Genomic DNA, 24,652 nt, shown 5'->3' with positions numbered 1-24,652 from the left:
CGATATTATTATCGCCAGCAACACACCCGTCAAGAGCCTATGCCGAGTTCAGTCGCCCAACGCATTGAGCAAACCCGCGAGAAGATCGGGCGCATCCGAGCCGCGCTCACCGAGATCGAATACCTGTGCTCCGGCACGCTGCACAAGCGCACGAAGGTGTGCGGCAGGCCGAGTTGCCGCTGCGCCCAGGACCCCTCGGCGCGGCACGGTCCGTACTACGAATGGGGCCACCTCAGGGACGGCAAGCTTGTGCACCGCGTGGTCACGCCCGAGCAGGCCAGTTTGCTGCAGCAGGCCATAGACAACCAACGCCACGCCAAGAAGCTCATGCGGGCGTGGGAGGAGCAGACCGAGCGCCTCATCGACCTGGAAGCACCGCGCCAACCCTGATCTTCCCGGGCGTCAGGAAATTACGCGCAAATGCGTCTGCCGACCTGCGGAAAGTAAGCCTCGAGTACTTGCGCCTGCCGCGCGCACGCGCGGTGCTGAAGGCGGTAGCCGAGGCGGCGCAATGGGGCAAAGCCATGCCGGCGGGCTTTGCGCAGGGCGTGGGCGTGCACCAGGAGTCAAAGTCCTTCACGGCCTGCATCGTCGAGATCGACGCATGGGTACCGACCGACACCAAAGTGACTCGCGCCACCATCGCGATCGACGTCGGCACGCCCATCAACCCCTCGGGCATCGAGGCGCAGATGCAGGGCGGCCTGTGCGAATCGATCTCCATCGTGCTGACGGCCGGCCTGCATATTCAGAACGGTCTGCCGCTGGAAGGCAGCTACTCGCAATACCACTTCGCGCGCATGAAGAACTATCCGAAGGACGTGAAGATCATCATCATGCCCCCCAGCAGCGGCGAAGCGATCGGCGGCCTGGGAGAGGTCGGTCTATCGGCCAGCTCGGGCGCGATCGCCAACGCCTATGCGCGCGCCACCGGTCGGAAGCCGCGCAGCTTCCCCTTGAATTTCCCGGTCGACTTCACCCCCGTCCCCCCGGGCAAGCTGCCCACGCCGGTCACTGTGCCGGTCCCCGCCTGAGGAGCCCTACCATGCCTGTGCAATCTTTTAAGGTGAACGGCAGCAACGTTGACGTCGAGGCGCCCGACGACATGGCGCTACTGTGGGTGCTGCGTGACAAACTCGGCGTCACTGGCCCGAAGTATGGCTGCGGCATCAACGTGTGCAAGGCGTGCACCTGCCACGTGGACGGCAAGGCGGTCACCGCGTGCTCGACGCGGGTGGCCGACGTGCGCGGCCGGCAGGTGACGACCATCGAGGGCCTGGCCAACGGCAACACGCTGCATCCGGTACAGCAGGCCTGGATGAACCTCGACGTGCCGCAATGCGGCTTCTGCCAACCGGGACAGATCATGGCGGCAGTCGACCTCTTGCGGCGCACCCGCAACCCGACTGACGCCGACATCGATGCAATCGAAAACGTGTGCCGCTGCGGCACCTACGGTCGCATCCGCGAAGCCATCAAGGCGGCTGCGGCGATGCTGGGATAGCACATTGGCGCATGTCAGCATAGACGATGCTGACATCCCATCCCGTGACTCGACCAGCCATTGACAACCGGCGGCACAACCGCGGTTTTCGACGATCACGGAGTGGATCCTGGCGGCCAGATCCTTTGGACGAGCTCTGTGGCGCATCGAGTGTGTGGAGATAGTCGGGCGCAGACCACTACAGAGCTTTCGGAACATCGTTCGATGAATTCGTCTCCAACGGAGAAAGGTCGGCGGCCAAGAAAGAAGGACATCCACCAAGCGGCATCTGGTCGATCGCCTCCACAGCCAAGTGAAGCGGCACGCGCCGTGCAGGGTCAATGAGGCCCGCTGCCCAGCGGTCAGATTCTTCGGCACCAGCCGACAAACCAGGAGGTGCTGTTAACTGCTTGTGCCCGGCGAACACGGCCCCATCGCCCAGCCCCGATGAATCGATCCAGAGCTCGGTGCTCAAGGCGCTCATGCCTACCGCCAAGGCTGCCGACGCCCACTCTGCCGCATGCAGCGGAAACAACTGAGCAGCGTTATCCGCGGGCCCCCGATAGAAGCAAACGGGCTCATCCAACGCTTCAAGTCCTCGCCACTCTGCCCAGCTCGTTTCACCGAGCCATTGTTCAAGAGACTTCCGGGCCTGATATGTCAGAGTGCCGCTAACTTTCGTTCGAAACGAGAAGAGCTCCGCGTACGCCTGCATGTTATGCGGCAGGAAGCTCACCTTTCCTGGCGCTGCATGCACGCAAGCTGCATCTCTTCCGATCAATGCGCCAACGGACGTAATCACCAGCGGGATGCCGGTCTTCACGAGGGCCGGCGCGTAGCGACGGACTGCACGTGCATCGGCGCATTCGAGGACGACATCTGGCTGAGACCGAAGTATCAAGCCGAGCACACCATGCGATGAATCATCTGCGGCGTCGTCGGCAGGGTCGGCCCAACCTACTATCTCTCCAGCGGTGCCCCCCGCGTGGCGTCGAATGGCATCTCGCAGCTCCTCCGCCCGCACGGCGATCCCAAGCAGGGCGACTTTTAGCACGGCTTGGCGCTCCGCAGATTGAGCTCCGACGCAGTCACCGAACGTGAAGCGCGATGATTCGCGGGACATGTCGCAGTCAGGATCATGCGGCGCGCGAGGGAGACGCTGAACTAGAAAAACGCGAACACACGTGCCTCAATGCTTTCGCGCAAAGGCGCGTCGGGCGGAGCATGGGGATCGTCGAACGCCGTATGAGGGGCAAACGGTGCGGTGCTTTGACTATCGAAGTTCTTGAATACGATCGCCTCGTTCCTATTTTGTTCAGGGAAATAGTGCCAGCGATGGGTGGGCGAGTAGGTGAGGTTGTATGTCTCTCCGATCCGGTCTGAATAAATCAGATCGCTTGCCACTAGGTCCTCGGCATGCATGCTTCCAGCATCGAGAACAGCAAGAGGCGCATCAAGAATCGGAGCGCGATTCAGGGGCCGCCACACATTGATGATGGCGAATCTACCGGCCTGCAGCTCGGCCGCTCGCGCTCCCACTTCCAACTTCAACCTTGCTACCGCCGACCGGGCGGTGAAGTCTGCATGCGCTTTACCCACTGGCTCACGGACGTCGCTGAAGGTGAGTTGATTGCCGTTCAGCGGCCCGCGGCCCGTGCGGCGCCTGCGAGTGTGATCGAAGACGAGCGCCTCGCGTGCGCCGGTGAGAGATCGGACGAGCTCTTCAACCTCCGGGAAGTAGACCGAACGCACGAGCGAGTCGTCCCAGAAATTCGACGTCGCACTGGTGTGATCCGCGAGCAGAAAACCTTCGTGTTCGAGCGAGAGTCGAGCACGCAGCGGCCTCGCATTGCGCACAACCGCAGGCTGCCATTCATACGTCGCATTGAGCGCCGGTTTGCCCGCCGGCGGATCGCAAACATATGTCGTCGGCTTGTCCTTCATCGGTACGAGATAGCTGATCTGGGCGGAAACGCTATCCTGACCGTCGGCAGAATGCGTTCTCGAATGCATGATGGCAGCTCCTGCCTAGCTGGCAACCCGGCGGACAGGGCGCAGCAGTTCATCGAAGTCGCCGAGGGTCGGGAAATCCATGGGCGGCTCGGATTCGAGGTTGAGCAGCCGGTCTCGATACTCTTCGAGGAGCGCAACGCGTGTTTCCTGGCTTACATAGGGAACGTGCCATCCAATGAAGGGCTGCAGAACATCGAAGCCGACGTAACCCAGCGTTCCACGAAGAAGATGCTTGAGCATCTCTTCCAGTGGCCCATGCACCCCATCGGGTTCAAACATGTGCGACTGTCCGCCGAGCGTCAACGCCACCAAAGCCTTCTTTCCGGCGAGTCCACCACGGTCGTAGAACCGCATGCCGCCGTAGCAACGCCCTGAAACCAGCACCCGGTCGATCCATCCTTTCAGAATCGCGGGCGTTGAGAACCAGAAAATTGGAAAGCTGAATATGACCAGATCCGCCGCTACCAGTTTGTCCAACTCCGCCTGGATATCCGGCGCCAGTGTCTTGGAAGCATCCCCGTTGCGCTGCTCCAGCGCATAAACGAGATAGTCGGCGTTGACCCGACTCTCGAAATCGCCTGCGCTTGCGATAGGATCGAAGTGCATTGCATAGAGGTCGGATACCACGACACGGTGCCCGGCACCGGTGAGTGTCTCGACCGCGAGATCCTTCATCGCAGTGGTGAAGGATCCCGGCTCGGGATGCGCGTGGACGATAAGTACATTCATGAGTTTGCTCCTAGGAAGCCAACGCTGTCCTGATGGTTGTCCAGACTCAGACGCTGAGATAGGTGGCTCGGATCTGATCGGCCGCGGCCAATTGGTCCGTGGTGCCGCTGAACTTCACCTCTCCCTGGCTAAGAAGGTAGACGCGATCGGCAAGTGCCGTCGCCAGGTAATAATTCTGTTCGACCACCAGGATCGGCGTGCCACCCCGTTTTATTTCCAGCAATCGTTCCTCGAGAAAATCGACGATGGCCGGCGCCAGTCCTTCACTCGGTTCGTCAAGAACCAGAAGCGCAGGGTTTGCTAGCAGCGCCCTGGCTATTGCGAGCATTTGCTGCTCGCCGCCGGAGAGTTGGCTACCGAAATTGTCGAGTTTCCCGGCAATGCGCGGAAACATCTTCAGCACATCGTCCGTGACGTAGGTTCTGACGCGTTGTGACTTCGTTCGACCGATCCTTGCTACCTTACTGGAAGCGGCCAGGCGAAGATGCTCGCCGACGGTCAGGGTTGGGAATATGCCCCTGTGCTCAGGCACGTACCCGATACCATGGCGGATGATCTGGAAGGTCTGTTCGTTTGTGATGTCGACCCCTTTGAGAGATACCTTCCCCCTGGCGGCGGTCGCGAGCCCGAGTATGGTCTTGAGCGTGGTCGTCTTACCCGCGCCATTGCGTCCAAGCAGTGCCACGCACTCCCCTGCGCCGACGTTCAGGCTCACGCCGTGAAGGATGTGGCTGTCGCCATAGTAGGTATGCAATGCGTCGACGTGCAGCATGTGGAGGCTCCTCTAGTTCGATCAGTGGACCGCGCTGTTCTCTGAAGCGGCCTGCGGTTGGCGGTCGCGCGCGTGCTTGCCAAGGTAAGCCTCGCGCACGCTCGGGTTATTGCTCACGGTTTCGCGGTCGCCAGACGCGAGTACCTTGCCATAGCTGAGCACCGTGATCTGTCCGCACAGTTCGAATACGACATCCATGTCATGGTCGACCAGAAGCAGGGTGAGATCGGAGGACAGGCCACGGATCAATGCAATGAGCTGTTTGCGCTCGGACGGCGAGGTACCTGCGGCTGGTTCGTCCATCAGCAGAATGCGCGGCTCCGCGCAGAGTGCAATCGCGACCTCAAGTTGCCGCTTCTGTCCGTAGGAGAGCTCGCGCACGAGTCTCGTGAGCACGTTGTCAAGCTCCAGCCGCTCGGCGATGGACTTCGCCTTTTTGACAACATCAGGACAACCGCTTGCTCGCTGGAACATCTGCCACCGGGATGCGCTGAACGCCTGGCACGCAAGCCTAAGATTCTCCAGAACGGTCAGGCCTTCCATCAACATGTTGCGCTGAAAAGACCTCGCAAAGCCCGCGCGCACGATCGCCTGCGGACTCTTCATTTCGAGCGGTTGACCGTGCACCAGCACCGTACCCGATGTTGGCCTTACCCACCCTGTGACAAGATTGAACAGTGTCGTCTTGCCCGCCCCGTTGGGGCCGATGATGGCGTGACGAGCGCCGGTAGGGATGCTGAGGTCGAAGTTGCAGATGACCTTCAGCGCCCCGAACGACTTGTTCAAGCCGCGGATTTCAAGCGCGTTTTCCACCATTTGCCATCCTTCCGATGAGACGTTTGTTTGCTGTCCAGCAGACCTAGCACACCGTCCTGCAGGAAGACGACGACCAGCATGAAGAACAGACCGAAGAAGATCAGATAGTTCTCGGTGAGCATGCTGAGGCCTTGCTTTGCCAGAATGAAAATGGCCGCACCGACGAGCCCTCCGAACAAGTAGCGGCGCCCGCCGATGATCACCATCAAGACTGCCTCGCCGCCCACCTGCCACGTCATCATTTCTGGATTAACGAAGTAGGAGTACTGAGCGCTCAGAACGCCTGACACGGCGGCGAAGACAGCGGCAATCACGAACGCGCCCACCTTGTAGTAAGTAACACCGTAGCCCATGGCCTGCACGCGACGCTCGTTCTCCCTGATGCCAACGAGCACGCTGCCAAATGGGGAACGCACGATGCGCCACAGCAGGAATAGCATGACTGCCGCGACGACTGCTACATAGGCATAGAACACAAGCGGTGCATCCGCGCTGACACCCAGCCAGCCGAGGTCCGGCCGCGACAGGCCCGTCAGTCCGTCAGTGCCTCCTGTGGGCTTGGACTTCACCGCAAGTCCATAGAACATCTGGCAGAACGCCAGCGTGATCAAGAGGAACTCGACCTCGCGCGTGCGCGTGCAGATGAAGCCAACAATCACCGACAAGAGCAACACGATCAGAACGGCCAGCGGGAAAGCCGCCCATATCGGGACGTCCAGTAGCTTGGTCAGGACGGCGTAACCATAAGCGCCGAGCCCGACGAACATAGCGTTGCCTAGGGGAACAAGGCCCGTGTAACCAAGTAGAAGGTTGACCCCGCTGACGAAAACGCCAGCGATCAATATCTCGATGGCAAGCGTCGTCGCATAGGAGTTCGTGAGCGACATCCCAATGGCTGCGATGATCAAAGCTGCAGCTGCCGCCAAGGAAAGTGGATTCTTCACGCCTGCCTCATTTCTTTCTTGAACAGGCCGGCGGGCTTGAACGTCATGATGACGACCAGCAGCGCGTAGAGCGCAAACATTTGCACGTCGGGCCAGTAGGTTTGCACGAACGTATCTAGCATGCCCGCCACAATCGCTGCATAGAAAGAGCCGCGCACGTTGCCGAGTCCCCCGAGCACAACGACAACAAAGGTGAGGACGAGGATGCTCACACCCATCTGCGAGTAGATGCTGAGAATCGGCGCGGCGATCACGCCGCCAAGCCCTGCGAGGCCGCAGCCCAACCCAAACACCAGCGCAAAAACCCAGCGGATGTTCACCCCCATCGCGCTCACCATCTCGCGGTCATCGACACCGGCACGAACCGTTGCGCCGATCAGCGTGCGCTCCAGCAACGCCCAGACAAACACGGCGCACGCCAAGCCCGCCCCGATCACGAAGAGACGGTAGACGGGATAGGTGAATCCCAGCAGACTGACGCCTCCATTGAGCAGCGGCGGGATCGCCAGCGAGTAGTAGTCCGAGCCGAACACGACCTCCACAGTTCCCGCCGTGGCGAACAGCAGGCCGAACGTCAGCAGCGCCAGGTCCAGATGCGCTGATCGGCCTTTTTCGCTCAATGGCTGCAACACCAGCCGCTGAAATAGCACTCCGAGCGTGAATGGTAAGAGTGGAGCGAGAAGGAGAGCGAGCCAGAACGAGCCGGTGGCCTTGGCGACCACGTATCCCGCGTAGGCACCCAGCGTGTAGAAGGCGCCGTGGGCCAGGTTCAGAACGTTCATCAATCCGAAGATCAGCGTCAAGCCAACGGCGAGCATGTAGACGAGCATGCTGAGCTGCAGCCCGTTGAGAAGCGTGAATAGAAACAGATCCACCTGGAGACTCCGATCGAGGTATGCCGGACAGGGTCAGGGCGCAACTGGCTTCGTGCATCCCGGAAGATCGGCCGCGCCTGGCAGGCTGTCACGCATCTTCCGCACAGGCTTTCCGTCATCTCCCTTGACCACTTCGACAAGGTAGAGCTTCTCGAGAACGGCGTCATTGTCCTTGTTGAACTTGATGTGGCCCCGCGGTGCTGCGAACGAAACAGTGTTGAGCGCCCGCATGAATGCGGCACCATCCTTCGAGTTTCCGTTGACCTTTTCGAGCGCCAGAATGATGCTTCTCGCATTGTCGTAGCCAAGCGCCGCGTAGACGTCGGGGGCCGCGCCGTACTTCTTTGTATAGGCCGAGACAAATGCCTTGTTGGCATCGCTGGGAATGTCCGGCGTGTGGATCGTGACGTGCTTGGTTCCAATCACGAGGTCGCCCCAAGCCGGCCACAGGGTTTCGTCATACAGGAACTGATCGCCGATCAGCGGCATGGTGGAGCGCATGCCGAACTCCGCATGCTGCTTGACCACTTGGACGGCTTCGGCGCCCGCATAGAACGAATAGATGAACTGGGCACCGGTCGCCTTTGCAGTCGCCAGATAGCCGCTCCAATCCTTGGTGGTCTGGAACGGGCTCCAGAGTTGGCTGCTGACCTTGCCGCCGCCGTCTTCGAAACCGCGCTTGAACGCATTCAGGAACGCCCGTCCTGCGGCGTAGTCCGGACCGAGCGTGACCGCTGGCTTCATCCCCTGCCTGGCCCAGTATTGCCCGGCCGCGTAGTGGTAGGCGTTGGCACTGTACGAAGTGCGTGCGACGTAGGGGTTGCAGAATTTGCCGGTGATCTCATCGGCGAACGCGAGCCCAACCACGAGCGGCGTCTTGGATTTCTCGGCCAGTTCGGTCAGCGCGATGGCCACGCCCGAATGGATCACGCCGGCAACGACGTCGACCTTGTCCGAGTGGATCAGCTTATTGAATTTCTGCACCCCGACCGCGGGGGTCAGTTCATCGTCGGCCCGCACAATCTCGATGGGCCTTCCGGCAACTTTCCCGCCGACCTCCTGCACCGCGAGCTCGAAGCCCTTATCGGCGGTAGCCGCGCCAGATGCGTACGCACCGCGGTACGGTAGCAGCAGGCCGATCTTCACGGGCTGCGCTTGCACCGCCGCGGCGGCAAGGCCCAGGATGAGGCCGGCGAAGGTCATGGTCAGCTTTTTCATGGTTGTCTCCTTTGATGTTTGTCGGACGTTCAGGCTGGTGCTTTCGCTGCGCCGGCTTCCTTGAGGCGGGCGATACGTGCGGCATCGAATCCCAGCTCGGCGAGAATCACGTCGGTGTGCTCTCCGATGCCGGGAGCAGGGCCTTGAATGGCCGAAGGCGTGCCGTCAAACTCGGCGGCCGGCTTGGGCTGCCGGACAGCACCAACCTCTGGCTGCTCCAAGCCTTCAATCAGCTTCATGGCAAGCACCTGTGCGTTGTCGACAATCTCGCTGCGCCGCAACACTGGTGCGCACGGCACGTCCGCCTTGTCGAGGCGCTCTAGCCAGAGATCCCGGGCTTGACCCTTGAGGATCGCGGCCATGGCGTCGATGCGCGTCGCCGAGTTGAGCGAGCGTCGCTCGGCCGTGCTGAATCGCTCGTCCGTCTTGAGATCGGGCCTTTCGACAGCGTCGCAGAAGCCTTGCCATTCCGCGTCGGTGATGGTGCCGACTGTCATGTAGCCATCTGTTGTTTCAAAGACAAGGTCGGGCCCTGCATTGGTGGCTGCGGCTGTCTTCTCCCGGCCCACGACGGTGTACTGCATCATCGCCTCGGGCCAGAGGAAGGACAGCATCGTCCCGAGCAGTGACAGCTGCACGTGCTGCCCCTTGCCCGATTTTTCGCGCGCGTAGAGCGCGGCGGTGATGGCCTGGGCCGTGAAGATCGAGGTCGTCTTGTCGGCCAGAATCGTTCGGATCATCTGGGGACGCTGGGTCTTCTGGTCGGATTGGATGTCGGCAAGTCCGGAGAGCGCTTGGATCATCGGGTCATAGATGCGCTTCTTGACGTACGGGCCGGAAGTGCCAACGCCATTGATCGAGACGTAGATGAGCCGCGGATTGATCTTCTTGACGTCTTCCGGGCCGATACCCAGACGCTCCATCGTTCCCGGGCGGAAGTTCTGGATCAGGACATCCGAGCGCTTGATCAGTTCGCCCAACACTTCCATGGCCTCGGGTTTCTTCAGGTCAAGGGCAATCGAACGCTTACCATGATTTGTGGATACGAAGAGTGCCGAGAATTCGCCGTTCGCACTGATCTTCTGGCGACTGCGGCGGTTGATGTCGCCACCCGGCGGCTCGACCTTGATGACCTCTGCGCCCTGGTCGGCGAGATGCATTGCGGCCAATGGCCCAGATACAACGCTCGAAAGATCGAGCACCTTCACACCACTCAATGGTCCGGACATCTGCTTTCTCCTGTCATGCACTGGTGCCGCGCTGCGGCACCGTTAGGTTGGAATAGTTTGGATCGCGAGTCAGTGCGGGGCACCGCCGGAAACGGGCAGCGGCATCTGGAAAAGACCCGAGTTGGGCCTCACCAGTAGCGGCACGCTCGACGGGTCACAGAAGGCCCGCTTCAAGGCCTCCTTGTAGGCCGCGCGGTTGATCAGCCGCTGGTGGTATTCGCAAATCGGTTTCGGCATTTCGATCTCATACTCCACAGCCCAGTCCAGACAGGTCGCCAAGAGGATGTCAGCCGTACTCATCTTGTCTCCGAGGAGGAACTGCGCCTCCCCCGCGTTGATCAGTGGTGTGATCGCGAAGAGCTGGTCGAGAAAGTATTCCTCGGCAGCTTTCACCGCCACCGGCGCCTCGCCGTACAGGCTCTTGAAAGTGGTGTGGCGACGGATAACGTAAAGCGTATGGGCGTCGAACTCGGTCATGATGAAGTACGACCATTCGTTGAGCTTTGCACGACCACGCGCATCGCGCGGGACGTGAAAGCCTGCGGGGGGGTCGAACGCCTCGCTTAGATAGGCAATGATCGCGGCGCTCTCAGTGAGCACCAAGTCACCATGGCGGATGACGGGAACCTTGTGCCGTGGATTCAATTTCAGAAACTCGGGGTCCTGCGTCTGCCCGCCACGAGGGTGCACCGCGTGGAATGTATAAGGCAGGCCCATCTCCGCGAGCATCCAGTGGACGCGGAGATTGCGTACCGTTCCCATACCCCACAGAGTCAGGTCAATCTTTGTCATTTTTGTCTCCTTTATTTGACGCAGGGGCGTTGCAGGCCTCTCAGAATTTTTCGCTGTAAGGCCGCACGTCGAGTTCGAGGGTCCAGGCACTGCGGTGCTGCTGGGACAATTGGAAGTAGGCTTCCGCCACAGCGTCCGTCTTGAGCATTCCGTCAGGCGGCAGCGACTTGACCAGGTCAGGCATCATCTTGTGGATCGCGGGCATGTCGACCGCACCGTCGATGATGACGGTCGCCACGTGGATTCCCTGGGGGCCGAACTCTCGCGCCATGCTCTGTGATATGGCGCGCACTCCGAACTTGGCGGACGCGAAGGCCGCGAAGTGAGGCCCACCGCGCAGCGCCGAAGTGGCTCCCGTGAACAGCAAAGTGCCGGATCTGCGCGTCACCATGTGCCTTATCGACTCTCGCCCAAAGACGAATGCGCCAAAGCAGCCGAGGCGCCAAACCTTTTCGAACTGATCTCCAGTGATGTCCAGCAGCGGCTTGCGGTGCTGAGCGCCGGCGTTGTAGACAGCCACGCTGACCGGACCAGCGTCTTTCTCGATCCGGTTGAGCGCCTCGATCACTTCCTGCTCGGAGCGCAGGTCGACCTTCATACCGGTCGCGGTGCCGCCATTCGAGCGAATCTCTTCTGCGTAGCCTTGAAGCTTGTCTTCGCTGCGCGCCAGCATGATGACGTGATGCCCAGCTTTGGCGAACCGGCGTGCGATCCCGCCACCCACACCTTCGCCCACGCCGGCGACGACGGTAATTGGTTTGTCATTTGCAGTCATTGATGTCTCCGAGAGAAAACTTACCAGTTGAAATTACGCGCTTCTCAGTCGATCTGCGCACTTCGGATCGGCGCAGCCGACTCGCACGGACCAGCCTGCAGACCCACCAAATGCCCGGGCGATGCTGATGGCTCGACGGAACGCCGAGCAGCGAACCGCCCAAGCTGAAACGCGCGTTCCGGCGGCGACAGTTGGAGCCCGAATCCGCGCAGTCTCCCGACTGCTGATCTGGGGTATACGCCTACGGTTTTCGGTTTCATGGGATTGCAAATTCGCTTCGGTACAAATATGATAGGTGCGTACACACCTATATACAAGGAGACAGTACCCCGTGAATACCCCTACTTCACCAGACAGCAGCCCACAAAAGCCAAAGACAGCGCTGATCGTCGGCGCCGGTGACAGTCTTGGCTCTGCCCTTTCGCGGCGATTCGCACGCGAAGGCTTCGAGGTCTGCGTTGCCCGTCGCAACGCGGATCAACTCGCTCCCTTAGTGGACAGCATCACCTCGGAAGGCGGAAAGGCTCACGCGTTCGGATGCGACGCTCGGAAGGAAGAGCAAGTGATCGCGCTGTTCGAATCCATCGAGCGCGACATTGGCCCCATCGAGATCGTTGTGTTCAACATTGGCGCGAACGTGCAGTTCAACATCCGCGAGACCACGGCTCAGAAGTACTACAAGGTCTGGGAGATGGCGTGCTTCTCTGGCTTTCTCACCGGTCGGGAGGCTGCAAAACACATGGTGCCCCGCGGCCACGGGACGATCTTCTTCACCGGCGCCACAGCCAGCATCCGGGGCGCGGAGGGCTTCGCCGCGTTCGCGGGCGCCAAGCATGGCCTGCGCTCCCTGGCGCAGAGCATGGCACGCGAGCTTGGCAAGCAGGGCATCCACGTCGTGCACCCCGTGATCGACGGGCCGATTGATACACCCTTTGTGCGCGAGCGCTTTCCTGAGCTTGTCGCCCAGCGTCCGGCCGATGGCTTGCTCGCGCCAGACGATATCGCTGACACCTATTGGCTCGTCCATCAACAAAAGCGCAGCGCGTGGACCTTCGAGTTTGACCTTCGCCCCTGGCTAGAGCCCATCACCAATTTTTGACCACAGACAAGGAGACCAGATCATGAGCATCATCGACTTTTTCTTCGACTATGGCAGCCCGACCAGCTATCTTGCCTACGTTCAGATGCCCGGGGTGGCGAAGCGCACCGGTGCAACGATCAACTACAAGCCGTTCCTTCTGGGTGGCGTCTACCAGGCAACGCAGAACCGCTCGCCGATGGAGATCCCGGCGAAGCGCGACTGGATGCTGGAAGACATGAAGTTCTTCGCGAAGCGCTATGGCGTTGCGTTCCAGTTCAATCCGCATTTCCCCATCAACACACTGCATCTGATGCGCGGAGCTATGTACGCCCAGCGCGAGGGGTTTCTGGTTCCCTACTCGGATGCGATCTTCAAGGCCATGTGGGTGGACGCGAAGAATCTCGGTGACGTCGCCGTCATCGCCCAGACGCTAAAGGATGCGGGACTCGACGGACGCAGGATCATCGAAGCGACGCAGGAGCCGGCCGTCAAGGACTCACTCAAAGCAGCGACAGAAGAAGCGAGCAAGCGAGGTCTCTTTGGTGCGCCGACAGTCTTTGTAGGCTCGCAGATGTTCTTCGGCCAAGACCGGGTGCAGTTCGTCGAGGAACTGGTGGCTGCGACTCGCTGAGCAAGTCGACGTTCGCCATGTCGTTGTCCCCCCTCTCAAACCGATTGGAGATTTTTCTATGAGCAACCGCCGAGAAGTATTCGTTGTTTCCGCCCTGCGTACCCCCATTGGTACTTTCGGCGGGAGCCTGCGAGATGTGCCGCTGGCCGATCTTGCCACTCTGGTCATGAAGACAGCGCTTGAGCGGAGTTCGGTTCCATTGGACAGCGTCGGGCACGTTGCGCTAGGCAATGTCATTCCGACCGAACCGCGCGATGCGTATCTCAGCCGTATTGCGGCGATCAACGCCGGACTTCCGGAGGGGACCCCAGCATTCAATGTCAACCGGCTCTGTGGATCAGGCCTTCAAGCTGTCATCTCCGCCGCACAGTCCATCATGCTTGGTGATTGCGAGATCGCGATCGGAGCAGGTGCAGAGTCCATGTCCCGCGGTCCTTACCTGAGCAAGGCGATGCGCTGGGGCAGCCGCATGGGTGACACGCAGATGCTCGACTACATGGTCGGCGTGCTCCACGACCCGTTCCATGGCATTCACATGGGAGTGACCGGCGAGAACGTGGCGGACAAGTACGGCGTGACGCGAGAGATGATGGACGAGCTTGCGGCGGCCAGTCACCAACGCGGCGCGCGGGCCATCGCTGACGGTCGCTTCAAGACCCAGCTGGTGCCTGTGGAAATCTCTGAGAAGAAGAAATTGGTGATGTTCGACATAGACGAGCATGTCAAGGCGGCAACGACCGTTGCTGTACTGAACTCGATGAAGGCTGCCTTCAAGAAAGATGGTGCGGTGACTGCCGGCAACTCGTCTGGCGTCAACGACGGCGCAGCAGCGCTAGTGCTTGCGAGTGCACAGGCTGTGAAAGATTTCGGCCTGAAGCCGCTGGCAAGGTTGGTCTCCTACGGCCACGCCGGCGTAGATCCGCTGATCATGGGAATCGGCTCGGTGCCGGCCGCACGGCAAGCACTGGCGCGCGCTGGGCTTAAGGTCGCGGACCTGTCGCTGATTGAGGCCAACGAAGCGTTCGCGGCGCAGGCATGCGCGGTCAGCAACGAGCTTGATCTCGATCCTGAGAAGGTCAACCCCAATGGCTCCGGCATCTCGCTGGGCCATCCGATTGGCGCAACGGGAGCGATCATTTCGACCAAGGCCGTGCATGAGCTGCAGCGCATCGGAGGTAGGTATGCCCTGGCGACCATGTGCATTGGTGGAGGACAGGGGATCGCAGCAGTCTATGAACGCGCGTAGTTCCGCAACACGCCCCCAGCGCTCTAACGGCGCCGGCAACGCGTGATCGGCCCTGGAGGTTGTTGTACTTATGAGTACGGCACACATCAAAGACCTGGATGGAAGCGACCGCTTTTTCAATCTGGTCGACTTCAAATGGCTGATGGCTGGCATGGGCTGGTGGGTCGATCTGTCACGCCTGCAGAGCGACAAGGCCTACATCGACGAGTGCCTGCAACGTGCTCTGAGGAGTGACTCAGAGTTGCTACAGAAGCGCAGTGTCGAAATGCTTGGCTTGCGGCGCGGTTCGGATGCGCATTGCGACGCTGCCATGCCGTGCACATCATCGACTTGGCATCGTGATGGACACTGAAGGGCCCAACCGTTTGGCAGCCTCACTCACCGGTCCACGTGGACGTGGCGTGGAGTTTCATTGATCAGGTGTGGATAGGTACATAGCTGCTTGGCGCATCGCACTAAGAAGATACACAACATGCTGATAGGTGTGCCGGCCGAAACTGCGCCAGGCGAAACCCGAGTGGCCGTCACTGCGGAGACGGCCAAGAAACTCACTGCGCAGGGGCATACCGTGCGCGTCCAGTCCGGCGCGGCGTTACCGCCAGCGTCACCGATGCGGCCTACCAGGCAGCGGGTACCGAGATCACAGATGCGGCAGGCGCCTTCGGCTGCGAGATCGTGGCCAAGGTACGCGCGCCCAGCGACGCCGAGGCGGCGCTCATGAAGCCCGGCAGCGTCGTCATCGGCATGCTCAACCCCTTCGATGCCGATGGCCTGCAGAGAATCGCGAGCGCCGGTCTCACCGGTTTCGCCCTCGAGGCCGCGCCGCGCACCACCCGCGCGCAGAGCATGGACGTGCTTTCCAGCCAGGCCAACATCGCCGGCTGCAAGGCCGTCATGATCGCCGCCGACAAATACCAGCGCTTCTTCCCCATGCTCATGACCGCCGCGGGCACCGTGAAGGCGGCGCGCGTCGTGATCCTCGGCGTCGGCGTTGCAGGCCTGCAGGCCATCGCCACCGCCAAGCGGCTCGGCGCCGTCATCGAGGCCTCGGACGTACGCCCCTCGGTCAAGGAGCAGATCGAATCCCTCGGTGGCAAATTCATCGAAGTCTCCTACGACACCGATGAAGAGAAGGAAGCCGCAGTCGGTGTCGGCGGCTACGCCAAGCCCATGCCCCAGAGCTGGCTGGACCGCCAGAAGATCGAAGTCGCCAAGCGCGTCGCTGCCGCCGACATCGTCATCAGCACCGCGCTCATCCCCGGCCGCGCCGCGCCCACCCTCATCACCGAAGACATGGTCAGGTCGATGAAGCCGGGCTCCGTCATCATCGACATCGCCGCCGGCAAGGGCCCGGAGGGCGTGGGCGGCAACTGCCCCTTGTCCGAGGCCGACCGCACCGTCATCAAGCACGGCGTCACCATCGTCGGCGAAACCAACCTGCCCGCGCTGGTCGCCGCCGATGCCTCCTCGCTCTACGCGCGCAACGTGCTCGACTTCCTGAAGCTCATCGTGAGCAAGGAAGGCACGCTCAACATCGACCTCGAAGACGACATCGTCGCCGCCTGCCGCATGACGCAGGACGGCCAAGTCACCAAGAAATAGCAGTCAGCAAGACAAGCGAGGAGAAGAAGCTCATGGATCCCGTGTCCCACACCGTCATCAACCTGATCATCTTCGTGCTGGCCATCTACGTCGGCTACCACGTGGTCTGGACCGTCACGCCCGCGCTGCACACGCCGCTGATGGCCGTGACCAACGCCATCTCGGCCATCGTCATCGTCGGCGCCATGCTCGCCGCCGCGCTCACCGAGACGGGCCTCGGCAAGACCATGGGCGTGCTGGCCGTGGCGCTGGCCGCGGTCAACGTCTTCGGCGGCTTCCTCGTCACGCGGCGCATGCTCGAGATGTTCAGGAAGAAGGACAAGAAAGCGGCCCCTGCCAAGGCGGAGGGCCACTGACCATGTCGATGAACGTCGTCACCCTGCTGTACCTGATCGCCTCGATCTGCTTCATCCAGTCCTTGAAGGGCCTGAGCCACCCCACCACCTCCATCCGCGGCAACCTCTTCGGCATGGCCGGCATGGCCATCGCCATCCTCACCACCGCCGCGCTGATCGTGCAGCTCTCCGACGGCAAGGCCATCGGCATGGCCTGGGTGCTGCTGGGCCTGGTGGTCGGCGGCGGCTACGGCGCCTGGCGCGCCAAGACCGTCGAGATGACCCAGATGCCCGAGCTGGTGGCCTTCTTCCACAGCATGATCGGCCTGGCGGCCGTCTTCATCGCCGTCGCGGCCGTGGTCGAGCCCTGGGCCTTCGGCATCGTTGCCAAGGGCGAGCTCATCCCCGCGGGCAACCGGCTCGAGCTCTTCCTGGGCGCGGCCATCGGCGCCATCACCTTCAGCGGCTCGGTCATCGCCTTCGGCAAGCTCTCGGGCAAGTACAAGTTCCGCCTGTTCCAGGGCGCGCCGGTCCAGTTCAAGGGCCAGCACATGCTGAACCTGGCACAGGGCTTGCTGACCATCGCGCTCGGCCTGGTGTTCGTCTTCACCGAGAGCTGGACCGCCTTCTTCCTGATGGTGCTGCTGTCCTTCGTGATGGGCGTGCTGATCATCATCCCGATCGGCGGCGCCGACATGCCGGTGGTGGTCTCGATGCTCAACAGCTATTCGGGCTGGGCCGCGGCCGGCATCGGCTTCAGCTTGAACAACGCGATGCTGATCGTCGCCGGCTCGCTGGTGGGCTCCTCGGGTGCGATCCTGAGCTACATCATGTGCAAGGCGATGAACCGTTTCGTTCTTCAACGTGATCCTGGGCGGCTTCGGCGGCGAGACGGCCGCGGCCACGGGCGGGGCCAAGGAGCAGCGGCCGGTCAAGAGCGGCAGCGCGGACGACGCGGCCTACATGCTGAGCAATGCCGACACCGTGATCATCGTACCGGGCTACGGCCTGGCGGTGGCGCGGGCCCAGCACGCGGTCAACGAGCTGGCCGAGAAGCTCACGCACAAGGGCGTGACGGTGAAGTACGCGATCCACCCGGTGGCCGGGCGCATGCCGGGGCACATGAACGTGCTCCTGGCCGAAGCGGAAGTACCCTACGACCAGGTCTTCGAGATGGAAGACATCAACGGCGAGTTCGCGCAGGCCGACGTGGCGATCATCCTGGGCGCCAACGATGTGGTGAACCCGGCGGCGCTCACCAAGGGCAGCCCGATCTACGGCATGCCCATCCTGGAGGCGTACAAGGCCAAAACGGTGATCGTGAACAAGCGTTCGATGGCTGCGGGTTATGCCGGTCTGGACAACGAGCTGTTCTACATGGATAAGACCATGATGGTCTTTGGCGACGCCAAGAAGGTGGTCGAGGACATGGGCAAGGCGATCGAATGACGATCGAGACCCCTCGTCAGGCCGCCAGTTCGCGTCCGCCCTCTTTGCCTAAGTCCTGCTGCCAATGTCGGACGATGTGTACCGTATCCCTCAAGGCACGGCGCACAACAATCCACTGGTCAGGACCGATGATGTCATACAGCTCCTTCTGTGCCTGCCGCCACGCCTGATGAGTGCGCGCCAAAGCATCAAGCCCTTCCTGGGTAATGCTGACGTTTCGGATCCGCCGATCGTCCTCACCCGGCTTCGAAATCAGGTATCCACTCTTGATCAAAGGTTCGATCAGACGCGTGACGCTCGTGCGATCCATCAGCATCGCATCTGCGATTTGGGTGACCCCGGCGGGTGACAGCGCAGCAATGTTTCTCAGCAGCGTGAACTGGGCCATCGTCATACCCGTGGACCGCAGGTGCGAGTTGTAGAGAGTGGTCAACACTCTCGAAGCCCTGTGAAGATCAAAAAGCGCGCATTGCTCAAGCAGGTCTGCCTCCTTGGATTTGCGCGCGCTTCGCGCTCCAGGTACATCAGGGCGTTCTTGGACTGGCAACGGATTCGTCAAGCGGATATCTCCACATAAACAACGTGTATACACATCTTACTACACCATATCCAAAACTCAAGTTCAGGCCATTTCGAGGGCCACTGAGACGCAAAGGTCGACTTTTGAGGACTCCCTGTACATTTTGAGCCGCCAAGCGCGCATGACCCTTAAGCTTTGCAGCACTGGCTACCGACCCACCGAAAGGCGCTTGCACGTGGACGACCGGTTGGCGGCGCCGCTTGGAGGTAGCCTCGGCCACGCTGGACAATCTTCGGCGCGTCGCCCGCCTCGTCCTCTTTGCTCTGTACACAGTAGCCGCCCAGCGCATGCACCGTCTGCGGCGTGAGCCCGAGGTTGCGCGCACGCCGGAATGCCTCGTTCACCAAGAAGCGCACGGTCTCAGTTGCCGAAAGGCAGATCGGAGATCGGCTACGCGTTGCCCCGGGGGCACCGCGCAGTCCGCGAGACAGGCACTCCACACCCGCGGCATCGGCCACGGCGGCGAAGGTGCGTCGTAGGCGATCAGCATGACGCTCCTTCTCGCCGCGCGCGTGCAGGTCCGCCAGGTGCGGCAGGCTCGGAGGCTTGCGCGATGACGGCGGCGAGACGACCGGCAGCGTGCCGTAGGGCGTGCACAGGTCGGTGGGGCGGAAGCGTTTGGCATGTTCAAGTCCGATCCGTGGAGCGGCCGCAGGCCGTTGGAAGTAAAGGAAATCAGTGCCGCTGGCGCGTGCAGGCAGGAACAGCTTCGCTGGAGGCGGCGCTCCTCCTCAATCCGGTTGTCCTCGTCCACGAACACCAGGTTGGGCTGGCACCCGCAATCTGGTCCTCTGGCCAGGCCGAAGGCAGCAATGATGATCAGGCGCCCACGCAAGCCCGGCGCGCGACCGAGCCGTTGACCCCACTGCAGCCGTACGAGGAGGTACGTGACTTCTTCTACGAACGACACAACCACATGGCCGTGCTCGACGAACGCGCCGAGCTGTTGTTCCAGCAACTGCACTGCGACAAGGCAGGCGCCGCCGGCTGCGGGCGGCGAAGACATCTGTTAGATGTGCACGGCGTGTCCACGATCAACGCACGCCGCGTCGGCGACAACACCCCCGGCGCCGCAACGCCGATCGGCGCAGATTGCAAGGACTGCGATCGGGAGAACTGCGCTCAACGTGCCTTCCCGGCCATTGGCCGAGAACTGCAGGTCAGCGAAGACTTGCGCCAGTTCGCGCCATATGCCAATGCGAAGCAGATTGATCGGAAGCCCGGCGCCTGATGAAACCGAAGCTTCCTGTGCGCACGCAGCGGAGATGAACACCTTGACTCAAGCCTAAACGTCATCGATCCGATCATTGAGAGGCAGTCGTTGAAGCGCTGCCCTAGCCCCAAATCTCCAACCACGCAAGTAAGGCTACGCCAGCCATGGCGGCCAACGCGATCCCATACCACTGCCCACGAAGGTATTCCGGAAGCTGGTCGGTCGGTAGCCAGTAGATGGAGTGGTCGGCGCAGAAAATAAAGGTCATCTCAGGCTCCGATGCGGGCTCCGACCCTGGCCAATCGCTGCGCATCGTGGGCCCTTTACTGCGGCGCGAGTTTCATGGCCGCGGCCAAGCGCTTGCTGCGGCTTTGTTCGGACGCGTAAAGAGCGGTCACCTCGTTGAGTGACATCGCCGACAGTGACTTGTTGCCCGTCTCACGTGACCACTTCTGATAGGCCGCACTGCCCACGATCGTCGAGATGTGCTGATGCAGTTTCTTGACCACGGCTTCCGGGGTGGCAGCATGAACGAAAACGCCAGGCCAGACGGTATAGTCGAAGCCCTTCAGGAGCTTGCTCTCGCCCGCCGCCGGGACGTCGGGCAGATTGACGGTGCGCGTGGGTGACGCCATTGCAACCGCCTTCAGCTTGCCGCTCTCGATCATTCCCTGCGTCGTCCCGGCGAGTGGAAGGAATGCGTAATCGAGCTGTCGACCGATGAGATCCTGCACCATCGGGGCCACCCCCTTATACGGAACGTCCAGGAGCTTGATGCCGGTCTGGGCGCGCAGGTCTTCGGTGATGAGGTGCGGAGAAGATCCAATGCCCCAGTTGCCGAACGAAAGTTCTTTGGGGGCCGCCTTTGCGTGAGCGACTAACGCATCGATCCCGCTTGGGGGCTGAGGGTTGCCGGTCACAAGCACGAATTCCGAAACGATCAGCGGGTGGATCGGTCGCAAGTGTTCGGACCTGTATTTTGCGGAGCTCAGTGACAGCGGGTTGAGAACCGCGTCGTTGCCTGTCAAGACCAGCAACGTCGTTCCATTGGGAGGCGTGGCGAGATAGGCCATTGTCGCCAGCGAGCCTCCTGCGCCGGGCGCGTTCTCGACTATGACCGTCTGTTCCAGCGCGGCCTGCAAGGGAACCTGCATCTGCCGCGCGGCGGTATCGGCGGGACCACCGGCCGAATATGCCACTTTCAGCGATATCGACCGGGCTGACTGACTCCACGACGGGAGAGCTGGGGGGCTGAAGAGCGCAGCCAGCGTCTGTACGGCCGATCTACGCGAGAGTGAATTGCGGTTTGTCATGAGCTTGTCTCCTGGTTGATGAGGGCGGTCAATGCGGGGCAGACCCAAAGGGTCCGACCAACTCGGCTTTCTGGGATAACTCGATGAAGTTCCCGTCGGGGTCTCGAACAAACGAGATGACTGCGGAGTCACCTATGAGTCGGGGCGGCTCCCCTTCGCGTGCGCCCCTGCGCAGTGCGGCAGCGTGTTCGCTCACGCAATCGCGCACCTGCACCGTCAGGTAGCTCCATCCGCGCACCTTCCAACTCTGGGGGCGCCGCGGCGTGTCGGTCTCTTTCAGTTGCAACTTGGTAGTGCCGCACAAGTACCCGTCGCCGCAAGCGGGCAACTGCATGACGGAATGCCAAAACGCCTGATGCGCTGCAAGGTTGGATACCTCCAGGTGCACTACAAGCTCCACATGATCGCCGTCTGCAGCCGGCTGCAGCATGACTGGTTGGCCATCCGGGTCGCGCACGACGATGCACCTTGGCAGACCTTTTCGGATCAGGGAGATGCCGGCGATCCCACTTCCTTGCCCGGTCAAGGCGTGACGCGAGTTGTTCACCTTGATTACGCTGATACCGGCTACAAACCGGTGCTGATGGATGCCGTCGCCGAGCTTCTGCATCGCCTCAGAGGGAAGCTTCGCCACGTCGCTCCAGAACGCAGTTTGGGAATCCAGCCGTTCGGTGAACATGCCGACATCGAGGCCAGGTTTAGCAAGGTCCATGGAGCCTGTCCGTCCAGTCACGCGCCGAATTCGTGCTGCGCGAGAGCTTTGACCTGGTTCTTCTGGAGCTTGCCATTCTGGTTGCGTGGAAGCGGCTCGCACGTGAGCTTCCAGAAGTCCGGACGCTTGTAATCCGCAATGCGGGCGGCCAGGAACGCAGCCAACTCTTCGCTCGTCGTGGCTGCGTCCTTCGACTGCACCAAAGCGAAGGTCCTCTCTCCAAGAACCGGGTCCGGAACACCAACCACTGCACAGTCGGCAACACCCGGGTGTTGCAGCAGGGAGTTCTCCACCTCGGCACTGAAGACCTTGAAGCCGCCACGGTTGATCATGTCCTTGAGGCGGTCAAGCACGTAGATACGGCCAGCCGAATCCTTCTTCGCGATGTCACCGCTTCGCCAATAGCCATTGCGGAATGCACGCGCCGTTTCATCGGGGTCGTTCCAGTAGCGCGGGAACACGTTGGGGCCGCTGACCAGAAGTTCGCCGCTGGTCCCGGGGGGAACTTCATTCCCTTGCTCGTCTACGATGATGATGACATCGCACTCCAGCACCAGACCAACGCTGTCGGGAGTTTGCGCGGTGAGTTCGGCCGGCATCATGCTGCACACCGCGCAGGTTTCAGTCGCCCCGTAGGCATTCACCAACTGGAGACTGGGCAGCACCTCCGAGAAGCGCCCGATCACCGCCGCTGGCATGATGGCGCCGCCGTAGATGCAGTAGCGCCAGGCGGACAGGTCGCGCTCGCCGAGTGTTCGATCCATCTGGCAGAGCTGGATCATGGCAGGCACCATCACCGAGTAAGTAATGCGCTCGCGCTCCAGTACCTGGAGAACAAGAGTCGACTTGAACTCGCGCATCAGCACGAGGGCGCCCCCGCTCGCAAGCGTGACCGAAAGCACCGGGCCGAAGCCCGCAATGTGCGTGCCTGGCACGACCAGCAGTGCACGCTGGGGGGCGTCAATGCCCAATGCGTAGAGGTAGTGCAGGCAGGTATGGGCGAAATTCAGGTGAGTGAGGCACGCCCCCTTCGGCTTTCCCGTCGTACCGGACGTGTACACGATCATCATCGTGTCTTCTTCGGCCAGTTCGGGCAGGACCGTTGCCGGCGCGTCAGCGAGGCGCTCGAAGTCCTTCTCTCTGTCTGAATCCGACACCAGCCACGTGCGTTGAACTGAAGATGACAAAGGGAATCGATCCGCCCAGTCGTGCGCCGTAACGACGAAGGCCGGCTCGCAGTGGGACACTATGTGAGCCACGTCGGCTGGCCCGAGACGTGTTCCCATCGGGACGGCCACTCCACCGGCGCGAACGCAGGCGAGCATAGCCACAACGTACTCGAGCCGGTTGTCCAGCATGACTGCCACACGCTGGCCGTTCGCCAAGCCAGCTTGCTTCAGACCAAAAGCCGTGCGTTCTATCAACGAGTCTAGTTCTGCGTAAGTCAGGCGCCGATCGCCGCAGACCACCGCCTCGGCATGTGGAGCGCGCGCGACCGACGCGCGAAACATCGCGTCGTAACTGCGAGGGCGCCTCTCGTACACTGGAACTCGCCGGTCGCCAAACACGCTAACGTCAGCGACTCGATTTACCTGCGGCGGGACGTGCCAATGCTGACCATCGGGCGTCGTCCGGGGCATTTTGTCAAAGTCCCCGCGCTGCGGGATGCCGGCGGCGGAGCTCATGCGCCGATCATCCTTCGGTAGTCGGCCGGTGTTGCGACCGGCCGGCCGACCACATCCGCCAGCTTCGAGGCGACGCCGTAAGCTTGCAAGTTGGACTCAATGCGGTCGTCGCGATGCGGCCACAGCCAGTATGTATCCTCCATTCCGATGCGAATGTGCAGCCCCATGAGAGCGGCCATGGTTGCCACGTACATCGCAGCACGTCCGGCAGCACAAACCATGATGAAGGCATCGGGATCAATATCACGGATGGCCCCCACCGAACGCGTGAGACCTTCGATCATCTGACGCGGGTTGTCCATAGGGCTGCAGCCAGGCAATGCGGGAAGCACCAGCCAGACAGCCGGCGTCTTGATGAGGCCGCTACGAATGAGGAATCGATCGGCGTTGGACACGTCGCCGTCGGTATAGACAGCGATCTCAGGAACAGCTCCCGACTCGGCGATCAGCCGGGTTTTCTCCATGAGTATGGGCGCAGGTTTGGCAAACAGCGAATCACCGATGTAAGTCGCGGTGGCGTTCACCGGAGCGGCATCGAGCAGTTTCGAGTCCAGCACACGCTTCATCTCGTCCCACTCCCCATCAAGGGCGGGCACCAAACAGCCGTCGACGGCGAGGTCCGGGTACTTCTTCTTCAGCGGGTCAATCACTGCGCGGAAACGCTCCAGCGAGACGACGTTGTATCCCTGGTCATCTCGGACGTGGATGTGCACCGTGCTGGCTCCGGCATCGAGCACTTCCATAGCTGAGTCGCGGATCGCGGTAGGCGTGAGCGGTTGGTGCGGGTTTTGGTCATGCCTGAAGAATGCACCGGTGATGGCCACTGAGACGACCAGCTTTTCAGGGATGTCCCACGGCACGGAGATGGGTGCGTCGTGGAGTGCCGAGTTCTCCAGATTGAGAATCTGTGGCGCACCATAAGGACGCCAGAGCATCTTGTTGCGCTCGCGGTCAACACCCGCTTGCACCTTGTCCCAGTTCACTTTAGTCATTGCTTGATCTCCTATAGGAAAGCTGTTTAAGAAGAATGAAAATTCCGGATTCAGCAGCAGGGGCAGGCCGCACCGGAAACAGACCACCGTAAGCGCATGACTTCCACCGCATTGCGTGCCCACGCGCGTAGGGCGTCACGTTCGTCGTGTCGCACTTGTTCGTCGCG

General features: G+C 61.4%; 24 protein-coding genes and 3 pseudogenes. 11 read left to right on the top strand and 16 right to left on the bottom strand.

Annotated elements, in window-relative coordinates; translation table 11 throughout:
- Positions 1-39: 39 nt before the first annotated feature.
- The 3 genes and pseudogenes from GXN78_RS33345 to GXN78_RS33335 all read left to right on the top strand — a co-directional run bounded on the left by GXN78_RS33345 (position 40) and on the right by GXN78_RS33335 (position 1,504).
- On the top strand, positions 40-390 hold the full coding sequence (locus GXN78_RS33345) for a DUF6788 family protein (RefSeq protein ID WP_106561495.1): 351 nt from the start codon (positions 40-42) through the stop codon (positions 388-390).
- Between the two features lie 59 nt (positions 391-449).
- Positions 450-1,034: pseudogene (locus GXN78_RS33340) on the top strand (molybdopterin cofactor-binding domain-containing protein); the annotation flags it as partial.
- A gap of 11 nt (positions 1,035-1,045) precedes the next feature.
- Positions 1,046-1,504 (top strand): (2Fe-2S)-binding protein, encoded by a 459-nt coding sequence (locus tag GXN78_RS33335; protein WP_106560882.1) that lies wholly within the window; start codon positions 1,046-1,048, stop codon positions 1,502-1,504.
- A 178-nt stretch (positions 1,505-1,682) separates the two neighbouring features.
- Here GXN78_RS33335 and GXN78_RS33330 read toward each other — a convergent pair whose 3' ends face one another.
- The 11 genes from GXN78_RS33330 to GXN78_RS33280 all read right to left on the bottom strand — a co-directional run bounded on the left by GXN78_RS33330 (position 1,683) and on the right by GXN78_RS33280 (position 11,646).
- A complete protein-coding gene (locus GXN78_RS33330) occupies positions 1,683-2,606 on the bottom strand; it encodes a hypothetical protein (RefSeq protein ID WP_106560883.1) in 924 nt (307 codons plus the stop codon).
- Between the two features lie 41 nt (positions 2,607-2,647).
- On the bottom strand, positions 2,648-3,496 hold the full coding sequence (locus tag GXN78_RS33325) for a CmcJ/NvfI family oxidoreductase (RefSeq protein ID WP_106560884.1): 849 nt from the start codon (positions 3,494-3,496) through the stop codon (positions 2,648-2,650).
- A 15-nt stretch (positions 3,497-3,511) separates the two neighbouring features.
- Complete coding sequence (locus GXN78_RS33320; protein WP_106560885.1) at positions 3,512-4,225, bottom strand: NAD(P)H-dependent oxidoreductase; 714 nt, start codon at positions 4,223-4,225, stop codon at positions 3,512-3,514.
- Positions 4,226-4,271: 46 nt separating this feature from the next.
- Positions 4,272-4,997, bottom strand: coding sequence for an ABC transporter ATP-binding protein (locus GXN78_RS33315; protein WP_106560886.1), 726 nt, complete (start codon positions 4,995-4,997; stop codon positions 4,272-4,274).
- 21 nt (positions 4,998-5,018) lie between these two features.
- A complete protein-coding gene (locus GXN78_RS33310; protein ID WP_106560887.1) occupies positions 5,019-5,813 on the bottom strand; it encodes an ABC transporter ATP-binding protein in 795 nt (264 codons plus the stop codon).
- The gene (locus tag GXN78_RS33305; protein WP_219910129.1) at positions 5,780-6,757 is read right to left on the bottom strand and encodes a branched-chain amino acid ABC transporter permease; all 978 of its coding nucleotides are present in this window, start codon (positions 6,755-6,757) and stop codon (positions 5,780-5,782) included. Before GXN78_RS33305 ends, GXN78_RS33310 begins: the two co-directional genes overlap by 34 nt.
- Positions 6,754-7,632 (bottom strand): branched-chain amino acid ABC transporter permease, encoded by an 879-nt coding sequence (locus GXN78_RS33300; RefSeq protein WP_106560888.1) that lies wholly within the window; start codon positions 7,630-7,632, stop codon positions 6,754-6,756. The genes GXN78_RS33305 and GXN78_RS33300 overlap by 4 nt, the downstream gene beginning before the upstream one ends.
- Positions 7,633-7,665: 33 nt before the next feature.
- A complete protein-coding gene (locus GXN78_RS33295; RefSeq protein ID WP_106560889.1) occupies positions 7,666-8,850 on the bottom strand; it encodes an ABC transporter substrate-binding protein in 1,185 nt (394 codons plus the stop codon).
- Positions 8,851-8,879: 29 nt separating this feature from the next.
- Positions 8,880-10,079, bottom strand: coding sequence for a CoA transferase (locus GXN78_RS33290; protein WP_106560890.1), 1,200 nt, complete (start codon positions 10,077-10,079; stop codon positions 8,880-8,882).
- A 69-nt stretch (positions 10,080-10,148) separates the two neighbouring features.
- The gene (locus tag GXN78_RS33285; RefSeq protein WP_106560891.1) at positions 10,149-10,871 is read right to left on the bottom strand and encodes a glutathione S-transferase family protein; all 723 of its coding nucleotides are present in this window, start codon (positions 10,869-10,871) and stop codon (positions 10,149-10,151) included.
- Between the two features lie 40 nt (positions 10,872-10,911).
- Complete coding sequence (locus GXN78_RS33280; protein WP_106560892.1) at positions 10,912-11,646, bottom strand: SDR family NAD(P)-dependent oxidoreductase; 735 nt, start codon at positions 11,644-11,646, stop codon at positions 10,912-10,914.
- 331 nt (positions 11,647-11,977) lie between these two features.
- On the opposite strand from GXN78_RS33280, the gene GXN78_RS33275 reads away from it, so the two are divergent.
- The 7 genes and pseudogenes from GXN78_RS33275 to GXN78_RS33245 all read left to right on the top strand — a co-directional run bounded on the left by GXN78_RS33275 (position 11,978) and on the right by GXN78_RS33245 (position 17,990).
- Complete coding sequence (locus tag GXN78_RS33275; protein WP_239142994.1) at positions 11,978-12,745, top strand: SDR family oxidoreductase; 768 nt, start codon at positions 11,978-11,980, stop codon at positions 12,743-12,745.
- A 19-nt stretch (positions 12,746-12,764) separates the two neighbouring features.
- Positions 12,765-13,358, top strand: coding sequence for a 2-hydroxychromene-2-carboxylate isomerase (locus GXN78_RS33270; RefSeq protein ID WP_106560893.1), 594 nt, complete (start codon positions 12,765-12,767; stop codon positions 13,356-13,358).
- Positions 13,359-13,416: 58 nt separating this feature from the next.
- On the top strand, positions 13,417-14,604 hold the full coding sequence (locus GXN78_RS33265) for an acetyl-CoA C-acyltransferase family protein (RefSeq protein WP_106560894.1): 1,188 nt from the start codon (positions 13,417-13,419) through the stop codon (positions 14,602-14,604).
- A 70-nt stretch (positions 14,605-14,674) separates the two neighbouring features.
- Positions 14,675-14,956, top strand: coding sequence for a hypothetical protein (locus tag GXN78_RS33260; RefSeq protein ID WP_106560895.1), 282 nt, complete (start codon positions 14,675-14,677; stop codon positions 14,954-14,956).
- A gap of 120 nt (positions 14,957-15,076) precedes the next feature.
- Positions 15,077-16,206: pseudogene (locus tag GXN78_RS33255) on the top strand (Re/Si-specific NAD(P)(+) transhydrogenase subunit alpha).
- Positions 16,207-16,238: 32 nt separating this feature from the next.
- Complete coding sequence (locus GXN78_RS33250; protein WP_106560896.1) at positions 16,239-16,562, top strand: NAD(P) transhydrogenase subunit alpha; 324 nt, start codon at positions 16,239-16,241, stop codon at positions 16,560-16,562.
- A gap of 2 nt (positions 16,563-16,564) precedes the next feature.
- Positions 16,565-17,990 (top strand): annotated as a pseudogene (locus GXN78_RS33245) (NAD(P)(+) transhydrogenase (Re/Si-specific) subunit beta).
- Positions 17,991-18,006: 16 nt separating this feature from the next.
- Here GXN78_RS33245 and GXN78_RS33240 read toward each other — a convergent pair.
- Complete coding sequence (locus GXN78_RS33240) at positions 18,007-18,549, bottom strand: MarR family winged helix-turn-helix transcriptional regulator (protein WP_239142993.1); 543 nt, start codon at positions 18,547-18,549, stop codon at positions 18,007-18,009.
- A 661-nt stretch (positions 18,550-19,210) separates the two neighbouring features.
- Between GXN78_RS33240 and GXN78_RS42290 the strand changes: the two genes are divergently transcribed.
- Positions 19,211-19,801 (top strand): short-chain fatty acyl-CoA regulator family protein, encoded by a 591-nt coding sequence (locus GXN78_RS42290; RefSeq protein WP_308812455.1) that lies wholly within the window; start codon positions 19,211-19,213, stop codon positions 19,799-19,801.
- A gap of 305 nt (positions 19,802-20,106) precedes the next feature.
- Here the strand turns inward: GXN78_RS42290 and GXN78_RS33230 are convergent, their stop codons facing one another.
- The 4 genes from GXN78_RS33230 to GXN78_RS33215 are packed head-to-tail and all read right to left on the bottom strand — an operon-like array spanning position 20,107 to position 24,485.
- On the bottom strand, positions 20,107-21,096 hold the full coding sequence (locus tag GXN78_RS33230) for a tripartite tricarboxylate transporter substrate binding protein (protein WP_106560898.1): 990 nt from the start codon (positions 21,094-21,096) through the stop codon (positions 20,107-20,109).
- Positions 21,097-21,124: 28 nt separating this feature from the next.
- Positions 21,125-21,808: a VOC family protein gene (locus GXN78_RS33225; protein ID WP_106560899.1), complete on the bottom strand. Its 684-nt coding sequence runs from the start codon at positions 21,806-21,808 to the stop codon at positions 21,125-21,127.
- Between the two features lie 17 nt (positions 21,809-21,825).
- A complete protein-coding gene (locus GXN78_RS33220; RefSeq protein WP_106560900.1) occupies positions 21,826-23,493 on the bottom strand; it encodes an AMP-binding protein in 1,668 nt (555 codons plus the stop codon).
- Complete coding sequence (locus tag GXN78_RS33215; protein WP_106560901.1) at positions 23,490-24,485, bottom strand: 3-keto-5-aminohexanoate cleavage protein; 996 nt, start codon at positions 24,483-24,485, stop codon at positions 23,490-23,492. Before GXN78_RS33215 ends, GXN78_RS33220 begins: the two co-directional genes overlap by 4 nt.
- Positions 24,486-24,652: the final 167 nt, after the last annotated feature.

It is taken from the genome of Variovorax sp. WS11 (genome assembly GCF_010499245.1).
Classification (GTDB): Bacteria; Pseudomonadota; Gammaproteobacteria; order Burkholderiales; family Burkholderiaceae_C; genus Variovorax.
Note: the sequence above shows the minus strand (reverse complement) of the source record. Positions and strands in the feature narration are given on the sequence as shown.